22 protein-coding genes are annotated in these 21634 nt (G+C 63.3%); 9 read left to right on the top strand and 13 right to left on the bottom strand.

All coding sequences use genetic code 11. From position 1 onward, the window contains the following. Nucleotide 1 precedes the first annotated feature (1 nt). Both DK847_RS06490 and DK847_RS06485 read right to left on the bottom strand, forming a co-directional pair. Entirely contained in the window at nt 2-1135 is a 1134-nt protein-coding gene (locus DK847_RS06490; protein ID WP_111196992.1) for an ABC transporter permease, read from the bottom strand. Then, nucleotides 1132-2358 carry an efflux RND transporter periplasmic adaptor subunit gene (locus DK847_RS06485; protein ID WP_245414536.1) on the bottom strand — a complete coding sequence of 409 codons (1227 nt, stop codon included), beginning with the start codon at nt 2356-2358 and terminating at the stop codon, nt 1132-1134. Before DK847_RS06485 ends, DK847_RS06490 begins: the two co-directional genes overlap by 4 nt. A gap of 325 nt (nt 2359-2683) precedes the next feature. Between DK847_RS06485 and DK847_RS21115 the strand changes: the two genes are divergently transcribed. Further along, nucleotides 2684-3193, top strand: coding sequence for a DUF2478 domain-containing protein (locus DK847_RS21115; protein ID WP_111196991.1), 510 nt, complete (start codon nt 2684-2686; stop codon nt 3191-3193). A gap of 231 nt (nt 3194-3424) precedes the next feature. Here DK847_RS21115 and DK847_RS20555 read toward each other — a convergent pair whose 3' ends face one another. Beyond that, complete coding sequence (locus DK847_RS20555; protein ID WP_161957175.1) at nt 3425-3649, bottom strand: hypothetical protein; 225 nt, start codon at nt 3647-3649, stop codon at nt 3425-3427. A 58-nt stretch (nt 3650-3707) separates the two neighbouring features. On the opposite strand from DK847_RS20555, the gene DK847_RS06475 reads away from it, so the two are divergent. From DK847_RS06475 to DK847_RS21105, 4 genes are all read left to right on the top strand, one after another. Then, entirely contained in the window at nt 3708-4547 is an 840-nt protein-coding gene (locus DK847_RS06475; protein WP_161957174.1) for a polysaccharide pyruvyl transferase family protein, read from the top strand. Next, entirely contained in the window at nt 4544-5125 is a 582-nt protein-coding gene (locus DK847_RS21110) for a glycosyltransferase family 29 protein (protein WP_111196987.1), read from the top strand. Before DK847_RS06475 ends, DK847_RS21110 begins: the two co-directional genes overlap by 4 nt. Beyond that, nucleotides 5122-6840, top strand: a complete 1719-nt coding sequence (locus tag DK847_RS06465; protein WP_161957172.1) for an ABC transporter ATP-binding protein — start codon at nt 5122-5124, stop codon at nt 6838-6840. Before DK847_RS21110 ends, DK847_RS06465 begins: the two co-directional genes overlap by 4 nt. Nucleotides 6841-7197: 357 nt before the next feature. Further along, a complete protein-coding gene (locus tag DK847_RS21105) occupies nt 7198-7395 on the top strand; it encodes an oligopeptide/dipeptide ABC transporter ATP-binding protein (protein WP_111197297.1) in 198 nt (65 codons plus the stop codon). Here DK847_RS21105 and DK847_RS06450 read toward each other — a convergent pair. Further along, nucleotides 7392-8585, bottom strand: coding sequence for an NnrS family protein (locus tag DK847_RS06450; RefSeq protein WP_111196982.1), 1194 nt, complete (start codon nt 8583-8585; stop codon nt 7392-7394). The two genes, DK847_RS21105 and DK847_RS06450, sit on opposite strands and share 4 nt — an antisense overlap. A gap of 12 nt (nt 8586-8597) precedes the next feature. After that, a complete protein-coding gene (locus tag DK847_RS06445; protein WP_111196980.1) occupies nt 8598-9110 on the bottom strand; it encodes a hemerythrin domain-containing protein in 513 nt (170 codons plus the stop codon). 180 nt (nt 9111-9290) lie between these two features. Here DK847_RS06445 and DK847_RS06440 point away from each other — a divergent pair, with 180 nt between their 5' ends. Continuing rightward, the gene (locus tag DK847_RS06440) at nt 9291-9503 is read left to right on the top strand and encodes a DUF1858 domain-containing protein (RefSeq protein WP_111197295.1); all 213 of its coding nucleotides are present in this window, start codon (nt 9291-9293) and stop codon (nt 9501-9503) included. Between the two features lie 3 nt (nt 9504-9506). Here DK847_RS06440 and DK847_RS06435 read toward each other — a convergent pair whose 3' ends face one another. From DK847_RS06435 to DK847_RS06425, 3 genes are all read right to left on the bottom strand, one after another. Further along, the gene (locus tag DK847_RS06435; protein ID WP_111196978.1) at nt 9507-10205 is read right to left on the bottom strand and encodes a Crp/Fnr family transcriptional regulator; all 699 of its coding nucleotides are present in this window, start codon (nt 10203-10205) and stop codon (nt 9507-9509) included. Nucleotides 10206-10530: 325 nt separating this feature from the next. Further along, nucleotides 10531-11433, bottom strand: coding sequence for a pseudouridine synthase (locus DK847_RS06430; RefSeq protein ID WP_111196976.1), 903 nt, complete (start codon nt 11431-11433; stop codon nt 10531-10533). A gap of 27 nt (nt 11434-11460) precedes the next feature. Continuing rightward, nucleotides 11461-11949 carry a lysozyme inhibitor LprI family protein gene (locus DK847_RS06425; RefSeq protein WP_111197293.1) on the bottom strand — a complete coding sequence of 163 codons (489 nt, stop codon included), beginning with the start codon at nt 11947-11949 and terminating at the stop codon, nt 11461-11463. 179 nt (nt 11950-12128) lie between these two features. Between DK847_RS06425 and DK847_RS06420 the strand changes: the two genes are divergently transcribed. The 3 genes from DK847_RS06420 to kynA all read left to right on the top strand — a co-directional run bounded on the left by DK847_RS06420 (nt 12129) and on the right by kynA (nt 16631). Beyond that, entirely contained in the window at nt 12129-13928 is a 1800-nt protein-coding gene (locus DK847_RS06420; RefSeq protein WP_111197292.1) for an NAD(P)/FAD-dependent oxidoreductase, read from the top strand. 234 nt (nt 13929-14162) lie between these two features. Continuing rightward, nucleotides 14163-15779: an AMP-binding protein gene (locus DK847_RS06415; RefSeq protein ID WP_111196974.1), complete on the top strand. Its 1617-nt coding sequence runs from the start codon at nt 14163-14165 to the stop codon at nt 15777-15779. A 15-nt stretch (nt 15780-15794) separates the two neighbouring features. After that, complete coding sequence (gene kynA / locus DK847_RS06410; RefSeq protein ID WP_111196972.1) at nt 15795-16631, top strand: tryptophan 2,3-dioxygenase; 837 nt, start codon at nt 15795-15797, stop codon at nt 16629-16631. A gap of 17 nt (nt 16632-16648) precedes the next feature. Here the strand turns inward: kynA and DK847_RS06405 are convergent, their stop codons facing one another. The 5 genes from DK847_RS06405 to DK847_RS06385 are packed head-to-tail and all read right to left on the bottom strand — an operon-like array spanning nt 16649 to nt 21503. Beyond that, entirely contained in the window at nt 16649-18112 is a 1464-nt protein-coding gene (locus tag DK847_RS06405; RefSeq protein ID WP_111196970.1) for an aldo/keto reductase, read from the bottom strand. A 1-nt stretch (nt 18113) separates the two neighbouring features. Beyond that, complete coding sequence (locus DK847_RS06400) at nt 18114-19076, bottom strand: branched-chain amino acid ABC transporter permease (RefSeq protein ID WP_111196968.1); 963 nt, start codon at nt 19074-19076, stop codon at nt 18114-18116. Then, nucleotides 19073-19984, bottom strand: a complete 912-nt coding sequence (locus DK847_RS06395; RefSeq protein WP_111196967.1) for a branched-chain amino acid ABC transporter permease — start codon at nt 19982-19984, stop codon at nt 19073-19075. Before DK847_RS06395 ends, DK847_RS06400 begins: the two co-directional genes overlap by 4 nt. Beyond that, a complete protein-coding gene (locus DK847_RS06390; protein WP_111196965.1) occupies nt 19981-20718 on the bottom strand; it encodes an ABC transporter ATP-binding protein in 738 nt (245 codons plus the stop codon). The genes DK847_RS06395 and DK847_RS06390 overlap by 4 nt, the downstream gene beginning before the upstream one ends. Then, nucleotides 20715-21503, bottom strand: a complete 789-nt coding sequence (locus tag DK847_RS06385; protein ID WP_111196963.1) for an ABC transporter ATP-binding protein — start codon at nt 21501-21503, stop codon at nt 20715-20717. Before DK847_RS06385 ends, DK847_RS06390 begins: the two co-directional genes overlap by 4 nt. Nucleotides 21504-21634: the final 131 nt, after the last annotated feature.

Raw genomic sequence — 21634 nt, 5'->3', positions numbered from 1 at the left:
CTCAGCTTCCCAATGCCGTCGCCGGCTCAACCTTCATGGCCGCCCGAACGCCGAGAGCGGATGCCGCAATGCAGACCACGAATACGATGCCTGCAAGAGCCGCGGCATTGACGGGCTCGAGTACGACGCGCCGCGGGAAGTAGTCTTCCACCAAGAGAATGAGGAGCAGGCCGATCGTCCACCCGGAAGCACCGAGGATCAGTGCCTGCTGGACGATGAGCGACACGATGGTGCGGTCTGGTGCGCCGATCAGCTTGAGTGTCGCGATCTGCTTCAGCTTTTCCATCGTCATGGTGTAGATGATGAGCGCGATTACAACCGCCGACACTGTCAACAGGATAATCAGGAAAAGGCCGATCTGCCGCCGTGCCTTGTCCACCACCGAGACGAGCAACAACTGTTCCTGCTCGGCCTGTGTCAGAGCCGACATGTGCTTCCATTGCCGGACCGTTGCACTCAGCAGGGCCGTATCTGCCGTAGGGTGGAGCCTTGCGATGACGGCCGCCACGGAGGCGGACTTGACGGAGGTGGCGTTGCGCGCGACCTGCACACGCTCGGCCGACGGGTCGAGTTCAGTCTGAAGAGCCATGGCATCGGCGATCGTCATGAACACAGCAGGGTCACCCCCTGAATTGATGACACCGTCGGTGAGGCCGGTGACAGTGAACCGGTTTCGACCCAGCTTGATCGTATCTCCGTGTCGGAGCCCGGATTTGCGGTCAGCGACCAGTTCGAAGTGACTGGCGTCGAGTGCGCGGCCTTCCACAATGCGGGCTGGTCCTCCGGGCCGGCCACGCTCGTAACCGATGACATAGAGCCGCAGGCTTTTGCCCGCATGGCTGGCCTCGACGTTTTGGTAGTTGACCGCGCCCGCCTCGATAACTCCCGGAAGCCTTGCCACCGCGTCTCGCGTGTCGGCAGGTATGCTTGAGGCTTCAGCGAATGGCCCCTTCGTTCCCGCCTCGACCACCCAGAGATCGGCTGCGGGTGCGCGTGCCACCGCAAGAGCCTCGACGACCAGGCCATTGTAGATACCGGTCATCGCAAACACGACCGTCATTAAGAGGCCAAGCCCGAAGCACGTCATAACGAAGCGGAAAAGACCGTGCTGGATGTCCTTCAGCGCCAGGTTCATGGCGTCGCTTCGGCCTTCGCCGCGCGGGCCTCACGCCCCTGGGGTAGGGGATCTGCCACGATGCTGGCACCTTCCGGCAAGCTTCCGCTCACCTCGACCCGCCCGCGATCATCGCGGTCGCCGAAGGTCAGCGTGGCCTGCGTGAGTTTGCCATCCTTCAGCAGCCACACCTTGCCGTGGTGGCCGTCAAAACCCGTGATTGCAACTTCCGGAACCATCAGCGCAGAGGGGCGGCTGCCTGTCGTGATTCGCACCTCTGCCTGCTCTCCCAGATACATGGGGACTGGGCAGTCGGTACATGTCAGCCAGACACGGCGCTCCTCGTTCGTGCGGTCGCTTTCGAGGCCGATGCGAGTGACAGTTCCCACGAACTCTCGTTGCGGTTGGGACCGCAGCCGGATCGTCGCGGGTTGGGCGAGTGCCAGCCGGCCTGCCCGCTCTTCGTCAATGTAAGCTTGGATCCACACGCTGGTAGGATCGATGAGCGTGAAAATCGGATCTCCCGCCCGAACGACCGTGCCCGGTTCCGCATGGCGCGCAACGACAACCGCATCATAGGGCGAAAGCAGCCGATGATGCTCCAGCAAGGTCTTCTCGAACTTCAGAGCCGCCACGGAGTCCGCGCCCTGGGCTGCAACGACAGCGGCGTCAGCCTCAGCGACCGCGAATTCAGCGCGCGCCACATCCTCGTCACGCTGGGCTTCCTCCGCCCTCTGGACGGAGGCGACATCCTTGCGGGCGAGGTCCTGGAGACGTTTGTTGGCAACCTCGCGTTCAGCGAGGACAGCGCGGGCCTTTTCGACGCCGGCCTTGGCTTTCAGGAGTGCTGCTGCATTGGCATCGATGGCCGCCTCGGCGCGCGCCACGCGAGCTTCCTGTTCGGCTGGGTGAAGCTTCGCCAGCTCTTGGTCCTTGGCGACATGATCGCCCAAGTCCGCTGAGAGGGACAGCAAGGCGGCGCCAACTTCGAAGCCCACACGGCTCAGCACACGGGCTTCGACGGTGCCAAGACCGTAAATCCGGAGTGGTACATCAGACTCCGGGCGCACAACGGTAACGGACAGCGGCCGTTGGAAGATGAGTACCGCCGCCGCTGTTGTCGCTATGGCCGTAACTGCAAGAATTACCCATTTTCTGGACATGGTTCTGATCCACTCGATTGCTCGATCATTTAAGAGATGATGGTCGCGCACTGGTTGATGTGGATCAAGCAACTGGCTCATGACCAACTCTATCGGCCTCATCAATCCGAGAATTTCGCCGCTCTCCTTCGCCCGGGACGTCTTATCAGCGCCGATCAATCGAGCGTACCTTAGTTGCGGCAGCGCAACGAGGTTTACTCGAGCCAAGGCAATAGTCACCTCGCATACTTTGGGAGGACTCAATGCTGGCTGGAATCTTGGTGCTGCTCACGGTTGCTGGAATGGCCATTATTCTTGCCGCCTGGAAAAGCGGAATCGTGGACTGACTATAGTGGGTTCGGATCTGACCTAGTTCGCGACACCTTTTTGGTCCGCCCAGCGCCCTTTACTCGGGACTTGTCCTTTGATGGCCATAGCAAGCGTCTTGTCAAACCAACGCGGTCATACCGATGCATTGTTAAACCACGTATATCTGCAGCTAAAGCGAGACGGCGTACGAATGGTCGGCGCTCTGCGAGTAGCTCCGGCCATAGCAGGAACATGGGACTGCGAAAGTGACTTGTGGCTGCTTCCCGATGGTCCCATGGCCCGGATTACGCAGAATCTGGGTCCCGGGTCGACCGCCTGCCGAATGGATACAGGCGCATTTGAGGACGCCGTGGGGCTAGCGACCACAAGGCTTAAGGCTGGCGGCGCTGATCTCGTCATTCTCAACAAGTTCGGACTTAGCGAAGCGGAAGGTAGAGGCTTCCGTGCCTTGATAGCCGACGCGCTCGGCATTGGCCTGCCGGTCCTCATTGGTCTCTCCCCGACACACCGTATCGCCTTTGAGCGCTTCTCAGGTGGCTTAGCGACCAGCTTGCCCTCTCACGAGGACGCAATCCTGGCGTGGTGTCGACAGGAAGCAAGTCCCTGAGCGTCATGCCAGTGAGCAAAGAAGATCGAGATATTCCCTCCTTTGGAGGAAGTTCAAAGTCGAGCGGCCCAAAATCCTTTGGGAACAATAGCTGCGCTAGGCGCGCATGACCTGACTTTGGAATTGCTGCAGACAGCCAATTTGGATGAGCCTCAGACCAGGGGAACTCCATTCCGACGAGCCGGTCAGGAGTTGGACTTTCCGTCGTGAACCAACGGACTCAATTAATCCTTAACGAGACGGCGCGACCGGCACCAGCTTCTTGTCGCTCTTCGATCGAGATGAAGTCAGGCATTGTAGCAGGCCAGTTTGCGCTACCGCAAAGAGCTTCCGGTTCAGGCCCCCTACCAGCCTTAAAGCAGGGAACAGCATCTGAGAATCGCGAATGAGGGGCCGAAGCGCCTTCTTGGTGAACGACACGAGCGTCTCCGGCCATCCGGGCTGCGTGACCGTCATGTCTGTAATCAAAGATAGTCTCGAGGCACGTGGAATAGCCGTCTCAGGACGGTGGCCCATGGGGGCGGAGCCCCAGTTTGGACTGGAGCTCTCACCCGCACTGCGACAGGCCCATGTCGTTGTCGTCAATGGAGAAGGTACTCTCCACAACACGGCCGCGCGGCCTGGAGCGCGACGACTGCTGCACGCGATCAAGCGAATCCGCGGTGCCACCAGCGCCCCGATATTTCTCATCAACGCGACGATTGAAAATCTCCGGTCACGGGACTTCTCGGTGCTGCAGCACTGCGAGCGGCTTTTCCTGCGTGATACCAGATCTTGCAGGTACGCAGAAGCGAACGGACTTTCAGCCGTAATAGCGTCTGACCTCTGTTTCAGTGCGCGCCTTGGCCCGGCCATGAAGGGCGAGGGAAAGGTGGTCACCGATAGTACACTGCCGGAAGTCTCGCGTCTTCTGCGCCGTCAAGCGATCGTCTATGAGGCGACATTCCTCCCGATGCAGCGGTCTCGGTTCAAGTCCATGATGCGATGGACCGTAACGCCTGGGGCTCACGAGCGTTCTGCCATTCGATACTTCTCCTCCATTGCTGCTGCTCAATCCGTGGTGACAGGGCGTTTCCACGCCGCTGTCTTTTCGTTGATGAGCGAGACCCCATTTCTGGCAGTCAGATCTAATACAGCGAAAATCGAGTCACTGCTTCTAGAGGCATTGGGAACGCCCGAACGATTGATCCAAACTGGAGACCTGCAAAGGCAAACACTGCTCGTACCGCCTCTGAGCAATGATGAGATCAACAGAATTCGACGCTATCGGCGCGATGCTATCGCCCGAGCCAACAAAATGTTCGATCATATAGCTCAATCAGCGGCCATGATGTCGAGACAGGTTGCGTCATGACGATGAGATCGACGTTAGCACGACGTGTGTCCGGCAGATCCGTTGCCCTTGTTGGCAATGCCCGGAGTTTGTCGACCCTCTCCCACGGTCAAGAAATCGATAGTTGTGAACTCGTCATTCGGCTGAATACAGCACCTAACCAGAAGACAGGGAGCCATGGCGCACGCACAAGCTGGATTGCCTCCAGCACGCTCCTTTCACCTCGCCGCCTGCAGGCTCTCAAACCGGAGCGTCTGATCTGGATGTCCCCCCGACGCCGAGCGCTCGCTCTTTTGGCTTATGGGGCGTTGCTCCCAATGTCGTTCTATCCTAGTGAATGGTGGCATATATTGGCTGCGAGACTGGGCGGAGCCCGGCCGAGCACGGGGGCAATGGTGATTGACCTCATCTTGCGCTTGGGAGGATTCTCCGAGTTGCGGTTGTTTGGCTTTGATTTTTTCGAATCGGGCTCCCTCAGTCAACGAGGCCTAACTTCACCACCTCCGCATGACTTCGATCGAGAGCGAGAATACGTTTCCGAGTTGCTGCAATCAGAACCTCGGATTTCTCTGGTCAGCGGCGCCACAGGATGCGCTTGAGCCTGCCTCGCACGCTGTTGGAGCGCAGAGAGGCAGCCTCTGGCGTTGTCCTGGTGTGCCTGTTGCTGTCGGGCCTCGCCGAAGCAGCCAGCATCGGATCTCTGCTTCCAGCGCTGTCAACCATTGCAAACGGCTCTAGTGAGAGCAATTCGACTGTCGGTCGCTACGTTCAAAGTGGGCTCGCAGCGCTTGGTGTAGCGCCGACCTTCGGCAACTTAATTCTGCTCGCCGTATCACTCATGGCTGCCAAGTCTCTGCTTTCCTTCTCCGCCCTTTCCTATGCCGGAATTCTTGCGGCGAGAGTGTCGGTCTCACTGCGCCGACGGCTTGTAGCAGGTCTCTTTGATGCTCGCTGGCCTTATCTTGCCGACCAGAAAGTAGGCCACGTGGCAAATTCGCTGGGCAATGATGCAGCACGCGCTGGAGACGCCTATCTCGTCTCGGCTCAGGTGGCGGCATATGCAATCCAGGCGCTTTCCTATGTTGCTCTCAATTTTCTCATAAACTGGCGTGTGGCTCTGTTCGGTTTGGGAGGCGGCCTAGTCGTTGTGCTGAGCCTCGGTCGTCTTGTGGAGATTGGGCGTCGTGCGGGTTATCGCCAGACGGATGGCACCGCCCAACTCTCCATGCTGACCACCGACGCTCTGGCAAGTCTCAAGCCGATCAAGTCCATGTGGCGCCAGCATGCAATTCAAGAGCGAATTGGGCGAGCAATGTCAGGCGTGCACCGCTCATTGGTTGCTAGAGAGGTGTCGAAGGCTGGATTGGCTCAGGGGAGCGACTTGCTGCTGGCCGTGCTTATCGGCGGCGGCCTCTATCTCGGTCATGCCGTTGGCGGGTTGCCGTTGCCCGCGCTCATCATCAGCGGCATCGGATTCTTTCAGATCCTGACTGTCGTTTCTAGATTGCAGCGCTATCTTCAGCAGGCAGCTTCGCTTGAGAGTGCCTTTTTGCGTACAACGTCGCTGATTGCAGATGTGGAGGCAAATCGTGAGATCAATGGCGGCCATCTTGAGCCTGCGGTGCCTTGCAGTCTGAGACTTGAAGGCGTCAGCTTTTGGCGAGGACAGAACCGTGTGCTGGAGAACGCCTGCCTGGAGATACCAGAGGGAAAAATTACTGTTCTGCAAGGCCATTCCGGATCAGGAAAGACGACCATTATAGACTTGATCCTCGGCCTCATCTCGCCTTCGGAAGGGCGAGTGGTTCTGGGAGATGTGTCATTGCCCGATGTGGATATCTGGGCTTGGCGGCGACATATCGGCTATGTGCCACAGGAACTGAACTTGTTCCACGCATCCATAAGGGAGAACATAACTCTGCTCGATCCAACGATCAGTGATGGAGAGGTGTGGGAGGCACTGGTTCTGGCCGGTGCCGCGCAGTTGGTTAGGCAGATGCCGAGTGGCCTCGATACCGTCGTGGGCGAGATGGGGTCAAAGCTCTCGGGCGGTGAACGCCAGAGAGTATCGCTGGCTCGAGCACTTGTCGGGCGGCCATCCTTTCTTATTCTCGATGAGGTGACGAGTGCGCTTGATCCCGTCACTGAGTCTCAGGTACTTGCAAATATAGTTGCTCTTAAAGGGCGGCTTACTGTGTTCACCGTTTCACACCGAGCAGCATGGGCTATGGCGGCTGATAGGATATACGACTTGCAAGCTGGTGTGTGCATGCAGGTGGAAGTAACCGACCTCCTTCCAAGGATATCAGCCTAGAGTGTTCCGACATCAGATATTCTGAGACAATTGGGTGCGTCATTGAAGAGAGGAATTGGCGCATCTTGGTTTGATTTTATGCGGCTTTTCCGCGGTGTTGCAAGCATCTGGTCTTGATGGTGTCGTATTTGATCCGTTCTCCTTCTAGCAAGATTGTCTGACCGCGCCCGAAGTAGATTGCGGGCGGCGTGAGGGTTTCGATGCTCTCGTGGAAGCGGAGATGGGTGCCCTGTCGGTGGTGCAGCATGTGAGCGACCGCGTGGCGGTGATGTATCTTGACCGCATCGTCGAAGAGGGGCTGCCAGACGTAGCGCTGGGTACCCCGAAGGATATCTTTACCCAGGCGCCGATCTCCACATTTCGGAGATCGATCTCACGAAACGCAGATCGCATGCGCTGCTGCGCGGCGGCCCGCCCAACCCGGAGAACATTCCGGCAGGCTGCGCCTTCCATCCCCGCTGCCCGATCGCGCAGGACATCTGCCGCGCCGAAGCTCCGGCCTTCCGGCCTGCAGGCGCATCACGCGCCCGCTGCCATTTCGCCGGAGAAACCTAGGTGCGGACGCGCGGCCTCACGAAGAGCGGGGCGTAGACACCTGCGAAGAGCAGGAAGGCCAGTACCCAGGACGCCGCCGCAAGATGAAGCAGCCAGTCGGCCTGCGGGAAGAGGCCGGCGCAGACACGCGCCACCGCAGCCACCGCCGCCAGCAGGTAGATGCCCGAAATGCGCCGGTCGGCATGCAGCGGCATGCCGCTGTGGCCAAGGCTGGCGCGCGTCATCACCGCGAGGGTCATCAGCACGATGGCACCTACAGTCCAGGTGTGAAGGCCGGCGGAATGCGGCACCGCATCAGGAAGCAGTGTGGCCGCCGCCATTGCGATGAAGCCGAGCGGAAGGAACAGGTAGGCGAGGTGCAGGATGCCGACGAGCGGTTCGGCCAGGCTGCGCCATCCTGCCCAGCGCGACAGCCGCCAGAGATTGGCAATGCCCGCCGCCAGCATGGCGATGGCAGTCGTGAGCGCATGAGGCATCGCGATCCACAATAGCAGGGCAAGGGCGGTAACCGCGATGATCACCTTGTCATCGCCATCGAAGGGCATCGGCAGGGCGCCAGGGGCGCGCCGCACCAGCCAGTTGCGGGTGAAGCTCGGAATGATGCGCCCACCGATCACCGCGATCAGCAGCACCGCACTGGCCAGCCCGATGCGCAGGCCGAGACTGTCATGCGCCATGCCGCCCCGCATCATCTCGGCATGATACGTTGCATTGCCGGCGAGCAGCAGGCCCACCATGACCAGGACCTTGAGGTTGCGCCAGTTGCGGCCGGCAATGATCTCGCGCGCCAGCACCGCAATGAGGAATGCGAGGAAGCTGAGGTCCAGCGCCGCCGTCAGCACGGGTGGCCAGCCCGCGGAAAAGAACACCGCAATCCGCCCCAGGAGCCAGCTGCTCCACAGGACCGCGAGCGGCACCCCGACGATGGGCAGCCGTCCCGTCCAGTTGGGGACCGCCGTCAGCATGAAGCCCGCCACCACGGCGGAGAGGTATCCCCAGAGGAATTCATGCACGTGCCATTCCACTGGCCCGAAGGCGGAGGGAATTGTCCAGGCGCCTGTCAGCGCGCCGATCCACGCCACCATGGCGAAGGCCGCGTAGAGTGCCGCGCCCAGGAAGAAGGGCCGGAAGCCGTAGCCGAGGATCTGCGGCCCGTTCCAGGCCCTGATCTGCTGTGCCGATGTGCTCATGACGGTTTCCGCTCAGGCATGCGCGCAGGTGCAGCGCGTCTGCGCCACCTCGAAGCGTGGAAAGAGCACCTCGTTCTCCAGCCGAATCTGTTCACGCAGCGTCGCGTCGAGCGCTGCCGCACCCTGGTAAAGGCGCCGCCAAGAGCCGCAGGCGCCCTCCGGCGGGATGAAACCATGCGCGAGTTCGCGCATATTCTCGAGCTCACCGACGTAGTCGGCGTGTTCGCTCCGCATGAGCGCGATCGGATGCGCGATGGCGCCGTCGAGGTTCTGCCGCATCGCGCGGAACAGCACGTTTTCCTCGACCTGCATGTGCATGTCGAGTTCGAGGAAGATGCGGTCCAGTGCGTCGGCTAGGCCCATCGGTGCGTCCGGCGCGGCTTCGTGCACCCGCTCCACCTTGCGGGCAAGTTCGATCAGTTCGGGAAGGTCGCGCCGATGCACCTCCTGGTAGCGGGCCGCGATGTGGGCGATGAGCTCGTTGACAGGCAAGGTGTCGGGCGAAGTCGGGACCATGAGGGACATCGTGCTCGTTCCTGTTCAGTGTCGGGCCATGCTTAGCGGGCGGGCCGACGGCAGACTTTGTGCTGGCGCAAATCGCGGCGCCGAAGCCCATTCGCCCGCTCTTTGCGGTGTCGCAAAGCAGCTTTGCCCGGTCGGCGCTAATCAGGAGCAAGGAGGGGCAAGCTGCCGATGGAGATTGACATGACCGAACTGAACATCACCGCTGCGACCCTCGTGGATGACGTCATGCGCGGCTGGCCTGAAACGATCCGCGCCTTCCTCGATCACCGCATGAACTGCCCCGGTTGTCCCATCGCCTGCTTCCACACTGTGGCGGATGCCTGCCGCGAGCACCATGTCGAGGCCGATGTCTTCCTGCGTGATCTGCGGCGGCTCGCGGCGCGCGCCGCGTGAGGCTCAGCCGCCATTGCCCTCGGCAAGCATGAAGATGCGGTGCGGGTCACGAAGCGTGATCTTCTGGCGGCCGCCTTCGACAAGGCCCCGGTCTTCCCACGCGCTGAGCACGCGGCTCACCGTGTGGAGCGTGGCTCCCGTCATTTCCGCCACGTCCTGGCGGGAAATGGGAAAGTCGATCTGGATTCCGGTCTCGACCTTGCGTCCCGACTGCTGGGCAAGCCGCAGCAGCGCGTGGGCGATGCGGCGCTCCACCTGCTCGGTCGACATCTCGACGACGCGCGTCTGCGCATCCTGAAGCCTGCTGCCCACGGTCCGCAGCGTGTTGGCGAGAAGTGCCGGATAGGTCTCGGACAGGCGCGGCCATACGGCATTGGGCCACACCAGCGCCACGCTGTCGACGACGGCCGCAGCGGTGGCCGGATAGGTGGTGCGGCCGAGCGCCATGGCCACGCCGAAAATCTCGCCGGGCGAGATGTAGCGCACCACCACCTGCTGGCCATCCGGCGTCAGGCGATAGACACGCAGATGGCCATGCAGCAGCAGGAAGAAGTGCTGCGCCTGCTGGTCCTGCTGGAATACGTCGGCGCCCTTCGGATAGCGAACCGATTGTGCTTCGCCCAGCACGTCATCCTGCTGCTCCGGGGTCAGGCCCTGGAACACGGGCAGGCTGGCGACCAGCGATCTGTCGAGTGCAGGCAAGGCAACCTCCGCGCGATTTGCCAAGGGTGGACCCACTGCTCTTAGCCCAGCCGCGACGCGTTGCAATGCTTCACTTCTGCGTCGCCTTCGAACCCGTCGCCGGCCGCCTCATCGTCTGCGACAGCGGCGCGCTCTCCACGACACGCTAAGAGCGCCGCACCTCTGTCTACGCGATGTTCCCGCTGGATCGCGACCTGAAGCTTCGGGTCTAATCGATAGAGTTTGGATCCCCGCGCGGGATTCGAACGCCGCTAAATACCGAGTCTAACAAAATCAATGGCTTGGAAAGAAAGAGAGTTCGCAGCCAGCTTCTCTCCCTCCGCCATTACACCCGATCGGGAAAGCGCAGGCTGCGCTGGCTCTGGAACACACGCTTCGCGCCGGTCACCGGGTCGGTGAAGGCGATGCGCTGCGCCAGCAGTTGCAGGGGGTGGGCATGGTCGTCCGGCGCATCCGGTGTGCGCAGTACCTCCGGGTAGAACAGGTCACCTTCCAAGGGCAGCCCCAGCGCCTGCATGTGGACCCGCAGCTGGTGGCGTTTGCCGCTGACAGGTTCCAGCTGGTACAGCGCGCGAGAGCCATCGCTGCGCAGCAGGCTGATGCGGGTTTGGCTGTTGGGTTCGCCCGCAACTTCCTGCATCCGGAAAAAGGGCTCGCCCGCCACGAGGCGGCTGGTATGGATGCGGGGCCACGCCAGACCAGGCCGAAACGGGGCGACGGCGAGGTAGGTCTTGTGGATCTGCTGCTGGCGAAAGAGCGCGTGGTAGACGTCGCGGTCGGCCGGGCGTTTTCCCAGCAGCACCAGGCCCGCGGTTTCGCGGTCGATGCGGTGCAGCGGCACCAGATCGTCACACCCCGTCAGCGTCTTCAGTTGCACGAGCATGCTCTGCTGCACATACCGCCCCGCCGGTGTAACGGGCATGAAATGGGGTTTGTCGGCCACCAGGAGATGATCGTCCTCGAACACGATACCGGGCAGCTCCGGCAGCTGTGGTTCATCCTCGATGTGGCGGTAGTAGAACAGCCGCGTGTGCGGCGTGTAGGCCTGCGCGAGCGGCACCGGCCGGCCATCCGCGTTCAACACCGACTTGCTGCGCATGCGCTCGGCCCAGGTTTCGCGCGGGATGTGGGGCATGCGTTCGACCAGGAAGTCCAGCACCGTGGGCCAGGGACCGGCAGGCAGCGATACGCAAGTGGGGCCCACGCCGTGGCGTGTCGGGATGTGCATCGTTCAGATCCTTCTGAACTCCACGTTCTACTGGGACCACCAGCCTTCAAGTCTCAGCGCTTGCCGGGCGGTCTCCTGCAGGCGGCAAGCGGCAGTTGCCGGGCCTCCACCGGAGCCGCCCATCCACTGCACTTGCTCGTAAAGGCAGGCTGCATCCCGAAAGGCGATCCACGCGCGCTGCATGTTTCGCAAACTCTCCTCGACGGAGACCTTGGCGGTCCGTGCGCTCTTCATCTCCGCGTCGTCTTTCCTGGCCACCGCGAGCCGCTTGGCATAGGCCGCATTGAGCCGCTTGTCCCAATAGGCCAATTCACCTTGAAGGCAGTCGACCATTCCGATCGTGGTGTCGCCACCCGGGGAAGTCATGCAGGCCTGCGAGGCCTTGCCGATGCAGTCGAGAACGGCCGAACCGGAAAGGCCGGGCGAGGCGGATACAGCTGCGGACACGCAAGCTGACGTGAGCTCGGGAGAAAACAGCGGGTCCGAATGCGCCGGTGAAATGAGGACGAGTGTCATCGCGAGCCCCGTGGCGACGGGACGAAAATGTCGAAACCTGGTCTTTGACATCTGGCAGATCGAACTCCTCAGGCGTGCCATTGACCATCAAGAATCTGGGCATGGGCACGGCGTAGCATGTTGCATCCGGGTTTCATGCAGTGCAACCTGCCGTCACAAAGAACACAAAGGAGGACCCCATGCTCGACATAACGGCGACAGGCAAGGTCGCGGCTTTTCTTGACAGGTTCGGCGCAGCACTGGCTGCCGGAGACATCGAGGCCGTGACCGGCATGTTCGAGGACGATTGCTACTGGCGCGATCTGGTAACCTTCACGTGGAACATCAAGACCATGGAAGGCAAGGCGGAAATCGCCGACATGCTCCGTCACCAGCTTGCGGGCTGCAAGCCCTCGAACTGGCAGGTGGCCGAGGGCGAGGAGGCCACCGAGGAGGGTGGCGTGATCACCGCGTGGATCAGCTTCGAGACGGCCGTGGCCCGTGGCTACGGCCTCATTCGCCTGCGCGGCGACAAGATCTGGACGCTGCTGACCACGATGGTCGAACTCAAGGGGCATGAGGAGCCGCTCGGGTATGACCGTCCCCTGGGCGCCAAGCATGGTGCCGCAAAGCACCGGCCCACATGGCTGGAAGAGCGCGAGGCCGAGGCGCGTGAACTGGGCTACACCAGGCAGCCCTATGTCGTGATCCTCGGCGGCGGACAGGGCGGCATAGCGTTGGGCGCAAGGCTCCGCCAGCTCGGGGTGCCGACCATCATCATCGAGAAGAATGCGCGCGCCGGAGACAGCTGGCGCAACAGGTACAAGTCTCTCTGCCTGCACGATCCCGTCTGGTACGATCACCTGCCCTATCTGCCGTTTCCGCCCAACTGGCCGGTGTTTGCGCCGAAGGACAAGATCGGCGACTGGCTGGAAATGTACGCCAAGATCATGGAGCTCAATTACTGGTCCAAGACCACGGCCAAATCCGCCCGGTTTGATGAAGCCACCGGGGAATGGACCGTGGTCGTCGATCGGGACGGCCAGGAGGTCGTGCTGAAGCCCAGGCAGCTGGTCCTCGCCACCGGCATGTCGGGCAAGCCCAACCTTCCGAACTATCCGGGCATGGCGAAGTTCAAGGGCGACCAGCATCATTCCTCCAAGCACCCGGGCCCCGATGCCTACAAGGGCAAGCGCGCGGTCGTGATCGGCTCCAACAACTCCGCCCACGACATCTGCGCAGCACTCTGGGAAAACGACGTCGATGTCACGATGGTCCAGCGCAGCTCGACCCATATCGTGAAGTCGGACACCCTGATGGATATCGGCCTCGGCGGGCTCTATTCCGAAAAGGCGGTGCGCGGCGGCATGACGACGAACAAGGCGGACATGATATTCGCCAGCCTTCCCTATCGCATCCTCCACGAATTCCAGATCCCTCTCTACGAGCAGATGCGTGAACGGGACGCCGATTTCTATGCCGGACTGGAAAAGGCAGGCTTCAAGCTGGACTGGGGTGACGATGGCTCGGGCCTGTTCATGAAATATCTGCGGCGCGGGTCGGGCTACTACATCGACGTCGGCGCGAGCCAGCTCATCATCGACGGCAAGATCAAGCTTGCACATGGGCAGGTGAAGGAGATCACCGAAACCGGCGTGATGCTCGAGGACGGAACGCACCTGCCGGCCGATGTCATCGTCTACGCCACGGGCTACGGCTCGATGAACGGCTGGGCGGCCGACCTGATCGGCAAGGACGTGGCCGACAAGGTGGGCAAGTGCTGGGGTCTTGGGTCCAACACCACGAAGGACCCCGGGCCGTGGGTCGGCGAACAGCGCAACATGTGGAAGCCCACCCAGCAGGAGGCGCTGTGGTTCCACGGCGGCAACCTGCACCAGTCACGGCATTACTCGCAATTCCTCGCCCTGCAGCTGAAGGCGCGGCACGAGGGAATTGCCACACCGGTCTATGGCATTCCGCCAACCCATCACCTGGGCTGACGCGCCGGAGAGACCCACCATACGAGCGACGCTCGTGAACGAAGGATCCCCGCAGCCCGAAACGGCGCGGGGATCTCGCGCATTGGCGCGGTCCCTCAACCGCCTGTTCATCTCCGCACCTGGGCGCTGCAGGGAGCCGCTCACGCAGATGAATATTTTAAGCTTGAAACAATTTGATGTGCGTGGCAGCCTCGACAACCTGTTTTGCATGCTCTTCTGTCGAAGGGGACGAGAATGCTGGGGCCCACAGGCCATTCCGACACATTCACCCGCGACCGCCTGCCGCCTCGCGATCAGTGGCCGGTGATCCTGACCGACGGGTTCTCCTATCCCGAATGGCTGAATGCCGGGGTCGAGCTTACCGATCGCATGGTGGAGAACGGCTTCGGCGATCATGTGGCGCTCTTCGGCAATGGCCGGCAGCGCACCTACAAGGAACTCACCGACTGGTCGAACCGCATCGCCCACGCGTTGGTTGATGTCTATGGCGTGAAACCCGGCAACCGGGTGCTGATCCGCTCGGCCAACAACCCTGCCATGGTGGCCTGCTGGCTGGCCGCGATGAAGGCCGGGGCCGTGGTCGTCAACACCATGCCCATGCTGCGCCACGGCGAATTGGCACAGATCGTCGACAAGGCGGAGATCGCATTTGCGTTGTGCGACACGCGGCTGATGGAAGAACTCGTCACCTGCGGGAAGGCCTCGAAGTTCCTCCATACGATCGTCGGCTTTGACGGCACGGCGAACCATGATGCCGAGCTCGATCGCATCGCCTTGACCAAGCCCGTGAAGTTCGCCGCGGTGAAGACCGGGCGCGACGACGTCGCGTTGATCGGCTTCACCTCCGGCACCACGGGCACGCCCAAGGGCGCAGTGGCATTTCACCGCGATATCCTGATCATCGCCGATGCCTACGCAAAGGAGGTGCTGAACGTGACGCCTGACGACGTGTTCGTCGGCTCACCACCCCTGGCTTTCACATTCGGCCTCGGCGGCCTGGCGATCTTCCCGCTGCGCTTCGGGGCGGCGGCCGCTCTGCTGGAGCATGCCACGCCGCCCAACCTCATCGAGATCATCCAGCAGCACAAGGCCACCGTTTGCTTCACCGCCCCGACCGCCTATCGCGCCATGCTGAAGGCGATGGCCGAGGGGACCGACCTCTCGACGCTGCGGGCGGCGGTTTCCGCCGGCGAGACGCTGCCGGCGCCGGTCTATGAGGAATGGATCGCACGCACCGGCAAGCCCATCCTCGACGGGATCGGCGCCACCGAGATGCTGCACATCTTCATCACCAACCGGTTCGGTGACCATCGCCCCGGCTGCACCGGAAAGCCGGTGACGGGCTATGAGGCGCGGATCGTGGACGACGACGGCAACGAGAAGCCGGTAGGCGAGGTCGGGCGCCTCGCGGTGCGCGGCCCCACCGGCTGTCGCTACCTCAACGATTCGCGCCAGACCAGCTATGTCAGGAACGGCTGGAACCTGACGGGCGACAGCTTCTGGCAGGACACGGACGGCTACTTCCATTTCGCCGCGCGCTCGGACGACATGATCATCTCTTCCGGATACAACATCGCAGGGCCGGAGGTGGAGGCAGCCCTGCTGTCCCACCCGGCCGTTGCCGAATGTGCCGTGATCGGCGCCCCCGACGACGAACGCGGCATGATCGTCGAGGCGCATGTCGTGCTGGCGAAGGGCCACGCGGGTGACGCGCTGATGACCAGGATCCTGCAGGACCATGTGAAGGCGGTGATCGCGCCCTTCAAGTATCCGCGCCGCGTGGTGTATCGCGATGCGCTGCCCAAGACCCAGACCGGCAAGATCCAGCGCTTCCGGCTGCGCGAATCCTGACGGTGGAGGCCCGCCATGACACGTGACTTCGACCCGGCCGGTGACGGCGCCCAGATGGATTTTGATGGGCGCATGTCCTATGGCGACTATCTCCGTCTCGACAGGATCCTCGATGCCCAGGCGGTGCGCACGACGGCGCATGACGAGATGCTGTTCATCATCCAGCACCAGACGTCGGAGCTTTGGATGAAGCTCGCCATCCATGAGCTGTCCGCCGCGCGCGCTGCCATCGCGCGCGATGATCTTGCCCCCGCCATGAAGATGCTGGCGCGCGTGTCGCGGATCTTCGAGCAGCTGAACAATGCCTGGGACGTGTTGCGCACCATGACGCCCGCCGACTACACGCATTTCCGGCGCGAGCTCGGGCAGTCCTCCGGCTTCCAGTCATGGCAATACCGCATGATCGAGTATGTGCTGGGCAACCGCAACCACGCGATGCTGAAGCCGCATGAGCACCGGCCGGAGGTGCTTGCAAAGCTCGCAGCCGAGCTTGCGACGCCGAGCCTCTATGACGAGGTGCTGCGGCTGGCGCAGCGCCGCGGCGTGGTCATGCCCGAGGCCGTGCTGACCCGCGACGTGCGCGAGACACACCGCTTCGACGACGCGGTGGTGGAGGCATGGGCCGGGGTCTACCGCGCTCCGGAAGCACATTGGCAGCTCTATGAGCTGGCTGAAAAGCTCGTTGATTTCGAGGACTATTTCCGGCGCTGGCGGTTCAATCACGTCACCACGGTCGAACGCGTCATCGGCTTCAAGCGCGGCACGGGCGGAACCGGGGGCGTCTCCTATCTCAAGCGCATGCTGGAGGTGGAACTTTTCCCCGAGCTGTGGCGGGTGCGGACATCCCTCTGACGGGACCCGCGCGCCATTCAGTCAGCCGCACCAATCACGGCATCGGCCTCGATCTCGACCTCGTAGTCGCCCACGAGCCTGGCCTCCACCAGCGTGTTGGCGGGCAGGATCGTGCCGAAGACGCGGCCATGGGCGCGGGACACGGGCTCCCAGTTGCCGGCATGCCGCAGGTAGATGCGGGTTCTCACCACATCCTCGATGCGCCCGCCCGCCGCGGCAAGCGACGCCGCGATCTTGTCGAGGATGTAGACGGCCTGCGCACCGGGGTCCCCCGGCGCCACGCAGCGGCTGGAGGAATGGGTCGCGGTGGTGCCGGAGACGCAGATCATGTCCTTCACCCGCACCGCGCGGCTGTAGCCGGCGATCGGCTCCCACACGCTCCCCGTGGAGATGCGCGTACCTTTCCTGTGCTGCATGGGCAGGGCTTCATAAGCGGAGGGAATGGCGCTCAGGTGATGGCTCAGGTCGCCCGATGCGGTGAGGAAGGGCGGCTTGCGGTATTCGTCGCCACAATCGCCGGGAATGGGCGTCATGGCGGCGAAGGCCTGGCCGAGAAGCATGTTGTCGGCGGCATCGAGGGCGAAGCCGAAGGCCTTGAGATTGTCGTCGCGGTGCTCGCTTTCGCCGAGCCTGGCGCCGATGATGACCGCGGCAACGCTGTCATGTTCCAGCACCCAGCGCGTCGCGACATTGGAGATGGAGACGCCGTGTTTCCGCGCGATGCTGTTCGCTGCCGCAAGCAGCGCCTGGAAGCGGTCCCAGCCGCCGGCGGCATCGATGAAGCGCTTGTATTTCGACTTGCTCCAGTCGGCGATCGCCCTGGGCTCCGGCTTGCCGAGCCACTTCTCCGACAGGAAGCCGCCGCACAGCGTGCCATAGGCGAGGAGCCTCACGCCCCTGGCGCGGCAGAGTTCAGACAAGTCCCCCGCGGCACGGCGATCCACCATCGAGAAGGAGACCTGGTTGGTGGCAATGGGAATGCCGTCGGCAAGCGCCAGCCCGAGATGCGCTGCGTCGAAATTGGTGACGCCGATGGCGCGGATCAGGCCCTCCTCCTGCATGGCCTTCATCTCGTGCAGGGCGTCGAGCCAGGCCGGGTGCTCGAAGCTCCACCAATGGAATTGCAGGAGGTCGACCGACGTGACACCGAGCCGGTCCAGCCGTTCCTGCACGCCGCGGCGCACCACGTCTCGCGTCATCGGCCCGGGTTCCGGGCACCATTTGGTGAAGGCCACCGGTCGGCGCTGTTCGGCGGAATAGCGCTTGAGCAGCGTGCCGGTGATGATCTCGGCGCTGCCGTAATGGTCGGCCATGTCGAAGCTGTCGAAGCCCGCGGCGGCATAGGCCGCGAGATGCGCGGCGGCGCTGTGGGGGTCGAGCGTGGTGCCGTCCTTCTCCATGTCGGCCACCTGCCACAGCCCGCAGACCATGCGGCTGATATCGAGGTCACTGGCGATCCGGGTGCGGGGCGGCTTGGTCATGTCACTTCTTCCCTGAGGCTTCGTGGACGTGGCGGGAGACGGTGCGCACCTCTCCCAGAATGCCGCGCGGGCGCACCAGCAGCATGATGCAGATGGCAAGGCCGATCATCACGATCTGCAGGGCGGCGGCACGCGCCTGCAGTTCGGGCGGCACGACGGCGGAGATGAGCGCGGCGGTGGCCGCCCAGACGGCCCACACCAGTACCGCGCCCAGCACGGCACCCTTGTTGTTGCCGGAGCCGCCGACGATCAGCATGGCCCAGACCTGGAAGGTGAGCATGGGCACATAGTTCTCCGGCGCGATGAAGCCGATGAAATGAGCCTGAACCGCGCCTGCGAGACCCATGATGGCCCCCCCGACGGCGAAGGCCTGCAGCCGGAAGGCAAAGGCATTCTTGCCCAGTGCAAGGGCTGCCTGTTCATCCTCGCGGATGGCCCGCAATACGCGCCCCCAGGGGCTTCTCAGAAGGCGTTCGAGGGCGAGGTAGACGCCGAGTGTGGTCAACACCACGAGGCCGAGGTTGAGAAGGCCGAAGGTGAGCCGGTCCTCCGCCATCCAGCCGAAGGGCCGGGGAATGAAGCCGATGCCGAAGGGGCCGCCGGTCAGCGGTTCGAGGTTCAGCGCGCAGAGCTGCATCACCACCGCGACACCGAAGGTGGCAATGGCGAGATAGTCGGCGCGGAGCCTGATGGTGAGGAGGCCGACCAGCACCGAGAGCAGTCCCGCCATCAGGGCAGCGCCCAGCCAGCCGACGGCGATGGGCAGGTCGAAGCCGCCGAAGCGGACAGGATCCTCCGGGGTCGTCAGCAGCGCGGACGTATAGGCGCCCATGGCCACGAAGCCCGCGACGCCGACATTGAAAAGTCCCGTCTGTCCCCACTGCACATTGAGGCCGAGGCAGATGATGGCATAGGTCAGCGCCACGGTGAGGAAGAAGGCGCCATAGGAGAGGAGCTCGATCATGCCGCGCTCCCGAACAGGCCCCGCGGCCTCAACAGCAGCACGGCGACAAGAATGACGAAGGCCACCGCGGCCCGCCATTCGGCGCCGATGACCTGAACCGACAGCGCCTCCGCCAGCCCGACGATGAGGCCGCCCAGCATGGCGCCCGGCACGCTGCCGATGCCGCCCAGTATGGCGGCCGCGAAGAGCGGCAGCAGCAGGTCATGCCCCATGTGCGGGCGGATCTGCACGAGAAGCCCCGCCATCACGCCCGCCACGGCGGCGAGGGCCGCACCCAGCAGCCATACGATGCGGATGGTCTGGCGCACGTCGACGCCTGCAAGTGCCGCGAGTTGCTGGTTTTCGCTCACCGCCCGCATGGCGCGGCCGATGGCGGTGCGGGTGAGCAGCAGGTGGACGGCAAAGACCAGCAGCGCGGACACGCCAAGCGACAGCAGCTGGTCCGGCGTGGCGCGCACGCCGGGCGCCAGCTTCATGGCGATCTGCAGCGCGTCGGTGAAATAGGCCGGCTTGGAGGTGAAGAGGAATTCCAGCAGGCTTCGGAGCGTCAATGCCGCGCCGAATCCTGCCATCACCAGGATGATGACCGCGCTCTTGCGCGCCCTCAGCCTGCCGAACAGCAACACATCGACGAGCAGTGCCAGAAGCCCCGTCAGCACCATTGAGGCGACGAGGCCGATGGGCAGCGACCAGCCGAAGGAAAAGGGGCCAATGGGGGCGGCGAGCGGGGCATAGGCGGTGGCCAGCGCGCCGCTCACTCCGAGCGCCGCATAGGCGCCCCAGCTGATGAGCTCGCCATGGGCGAAATTGGCGAAGCGCAGGATCGAATAGGTCAGCGTGATGCCGATGGCGCCGAGCCCGATCATGGTGCCGGCGATGAGCCCGTCCATCAGCGCCTGCGCGATCATGCGGGCAGTGCCGGGGCGACGCCGAGATAGAGCTCGGCGATGATCGGGTCATGTGCCAGCGTCGCGGCGGGGCCCTCATGGCGAAGCTGGCCTTCGACCAGCACCACGCCGCGATGAGCGACGGCGAGCGCGGCCTTCACGTTCTGCTCCACCAGGATGATGGTCACGCCGGACTGGTTGATGCGCGCGAGGCTGGAAAAGACTTCGCCCACGATGCGGGGCGACAGGCCCGCCGAGGGTTCGTCGAGGATCAGCACCTTCGGGTCGACGATCAGCGCCCGGGCCACCGCCAGCATCTGGCGCTGGCCGCCCGACAGCTGACCGGCCCGGAGTGCCGGGCGTCTGGCGAGATCGGGGAACATGGCCTCGACAGATGCGATCCGCTGCCGTCTGAGGTGGCGCGGCAGGATGTCGGCCGCCAGTTCGAGGTTTTCGAGGATCGTAAGCGTGGCGAAGATGTTCTCGGTTTGCGGAACGAAGGCGAGGCCGCGCCTGATCTTGTCGTGAGCCGGTAGCTGGGTGACGTTGTCATTTCCAAGCGCCACGCGCCCCGCGAACACCGGCACGGTGCCGGCTATGGCCTTTACGAAGGTTGACTTGCCCGCACCATTGGGGCCCAGCACGACCACCAGCTCGCCTGGCTTCGCATCGAAGTCGATGCCGCGCACGATGGGAAGGTCGCGCTCGTAGCCGGCGATCAGCCCGCGCGTCGAGAGGGCGGTTCCCTCGCTCATGCGGCAACCCCGAGATAGGCCTCGATCACCGCCGGGTCGCGCGCCACCTCGTCGGGCTTGCCCTCGCGCAGCAGCTTGCCCTGCGCCATGACGATGATGCGGCCGCAGAGCCGGGCCACCATGTCCATGTTGTGCTCGATGAGCAGGATCGTCGTGCCGCGCGCATTGAGATCGAGGATACGGGCGATGATGAATTCGAGGAGGGCGGGGTTCACGCCCGCCGCGGGCTCGTCGAGCAGGATCACCTTCGGGTCCGCCATCAGCACGCGTGCCAGTTCAAGCAGTTTGCGCTGGCCGCCGGAAAGCACACGGGCCGGCTCATTGGCGAGGTGCGACAGGGTGAGGAAGTCGAGAAGACCCTGCGCCTTGTCCACCGCCGCGTGTTCCTCCCTGGATACCCTGCCGGGCTGCAGGAAGTTGGCGAGCATGTTCTCGCCGGTCTGGTGCTGCGCGCCGGTCAGCACATTCTCCAGCACGGTCATCTCGGCAAAGGGGCGGGGGATCTGGAAGGTGCGGCCGATGCCGCGCCCGATGCGCCGCTCGGGCGCCTCGCGCGTGATGTCGGCGCCGCCCGCGAGGATCTGGCCCGCGGACGGCCTCAGGCTGCCGGCGATGAGGTTGAACATGGTGGTCTTGCCGGCGCCATTGGGCCCGATGAGCCCCAGGATTTCGCCGCGCCTGAGCTCCAGCGACATGCCGTCCACCGCCCGCATGCCACCGAAATGCATGACGACCTCCTTCGCCGCGAGGAGCGCGTCAGTTGGGTGGGCTGCGGTGCCGGTCATCCGGAATCTCTCTTGCGGACGGCTGATGTTTGATCAAAGATATCTCTATGGGAGGCCCGCGCCCGGCGCAAGCCGGAAGAGGTCCTGAAGGGAGAGAGATGCCGGACGGCAACGGGTCACAGGCGGCACGC

The organism is Aestuariivirga litoralis, from assembly GCF_003234965.1.
Taxonomy (GTDB): domain Bacteria; phylum Pseudomonadota; class Alphaproteobacteria; order Rhizobiales; family Aestuariivirgaceae; genus Aestuariivirga; species Aestuariivirga litoralis.
This window is presented reverse-complemented; position numbering and strand designations above follow the sequence as displayed.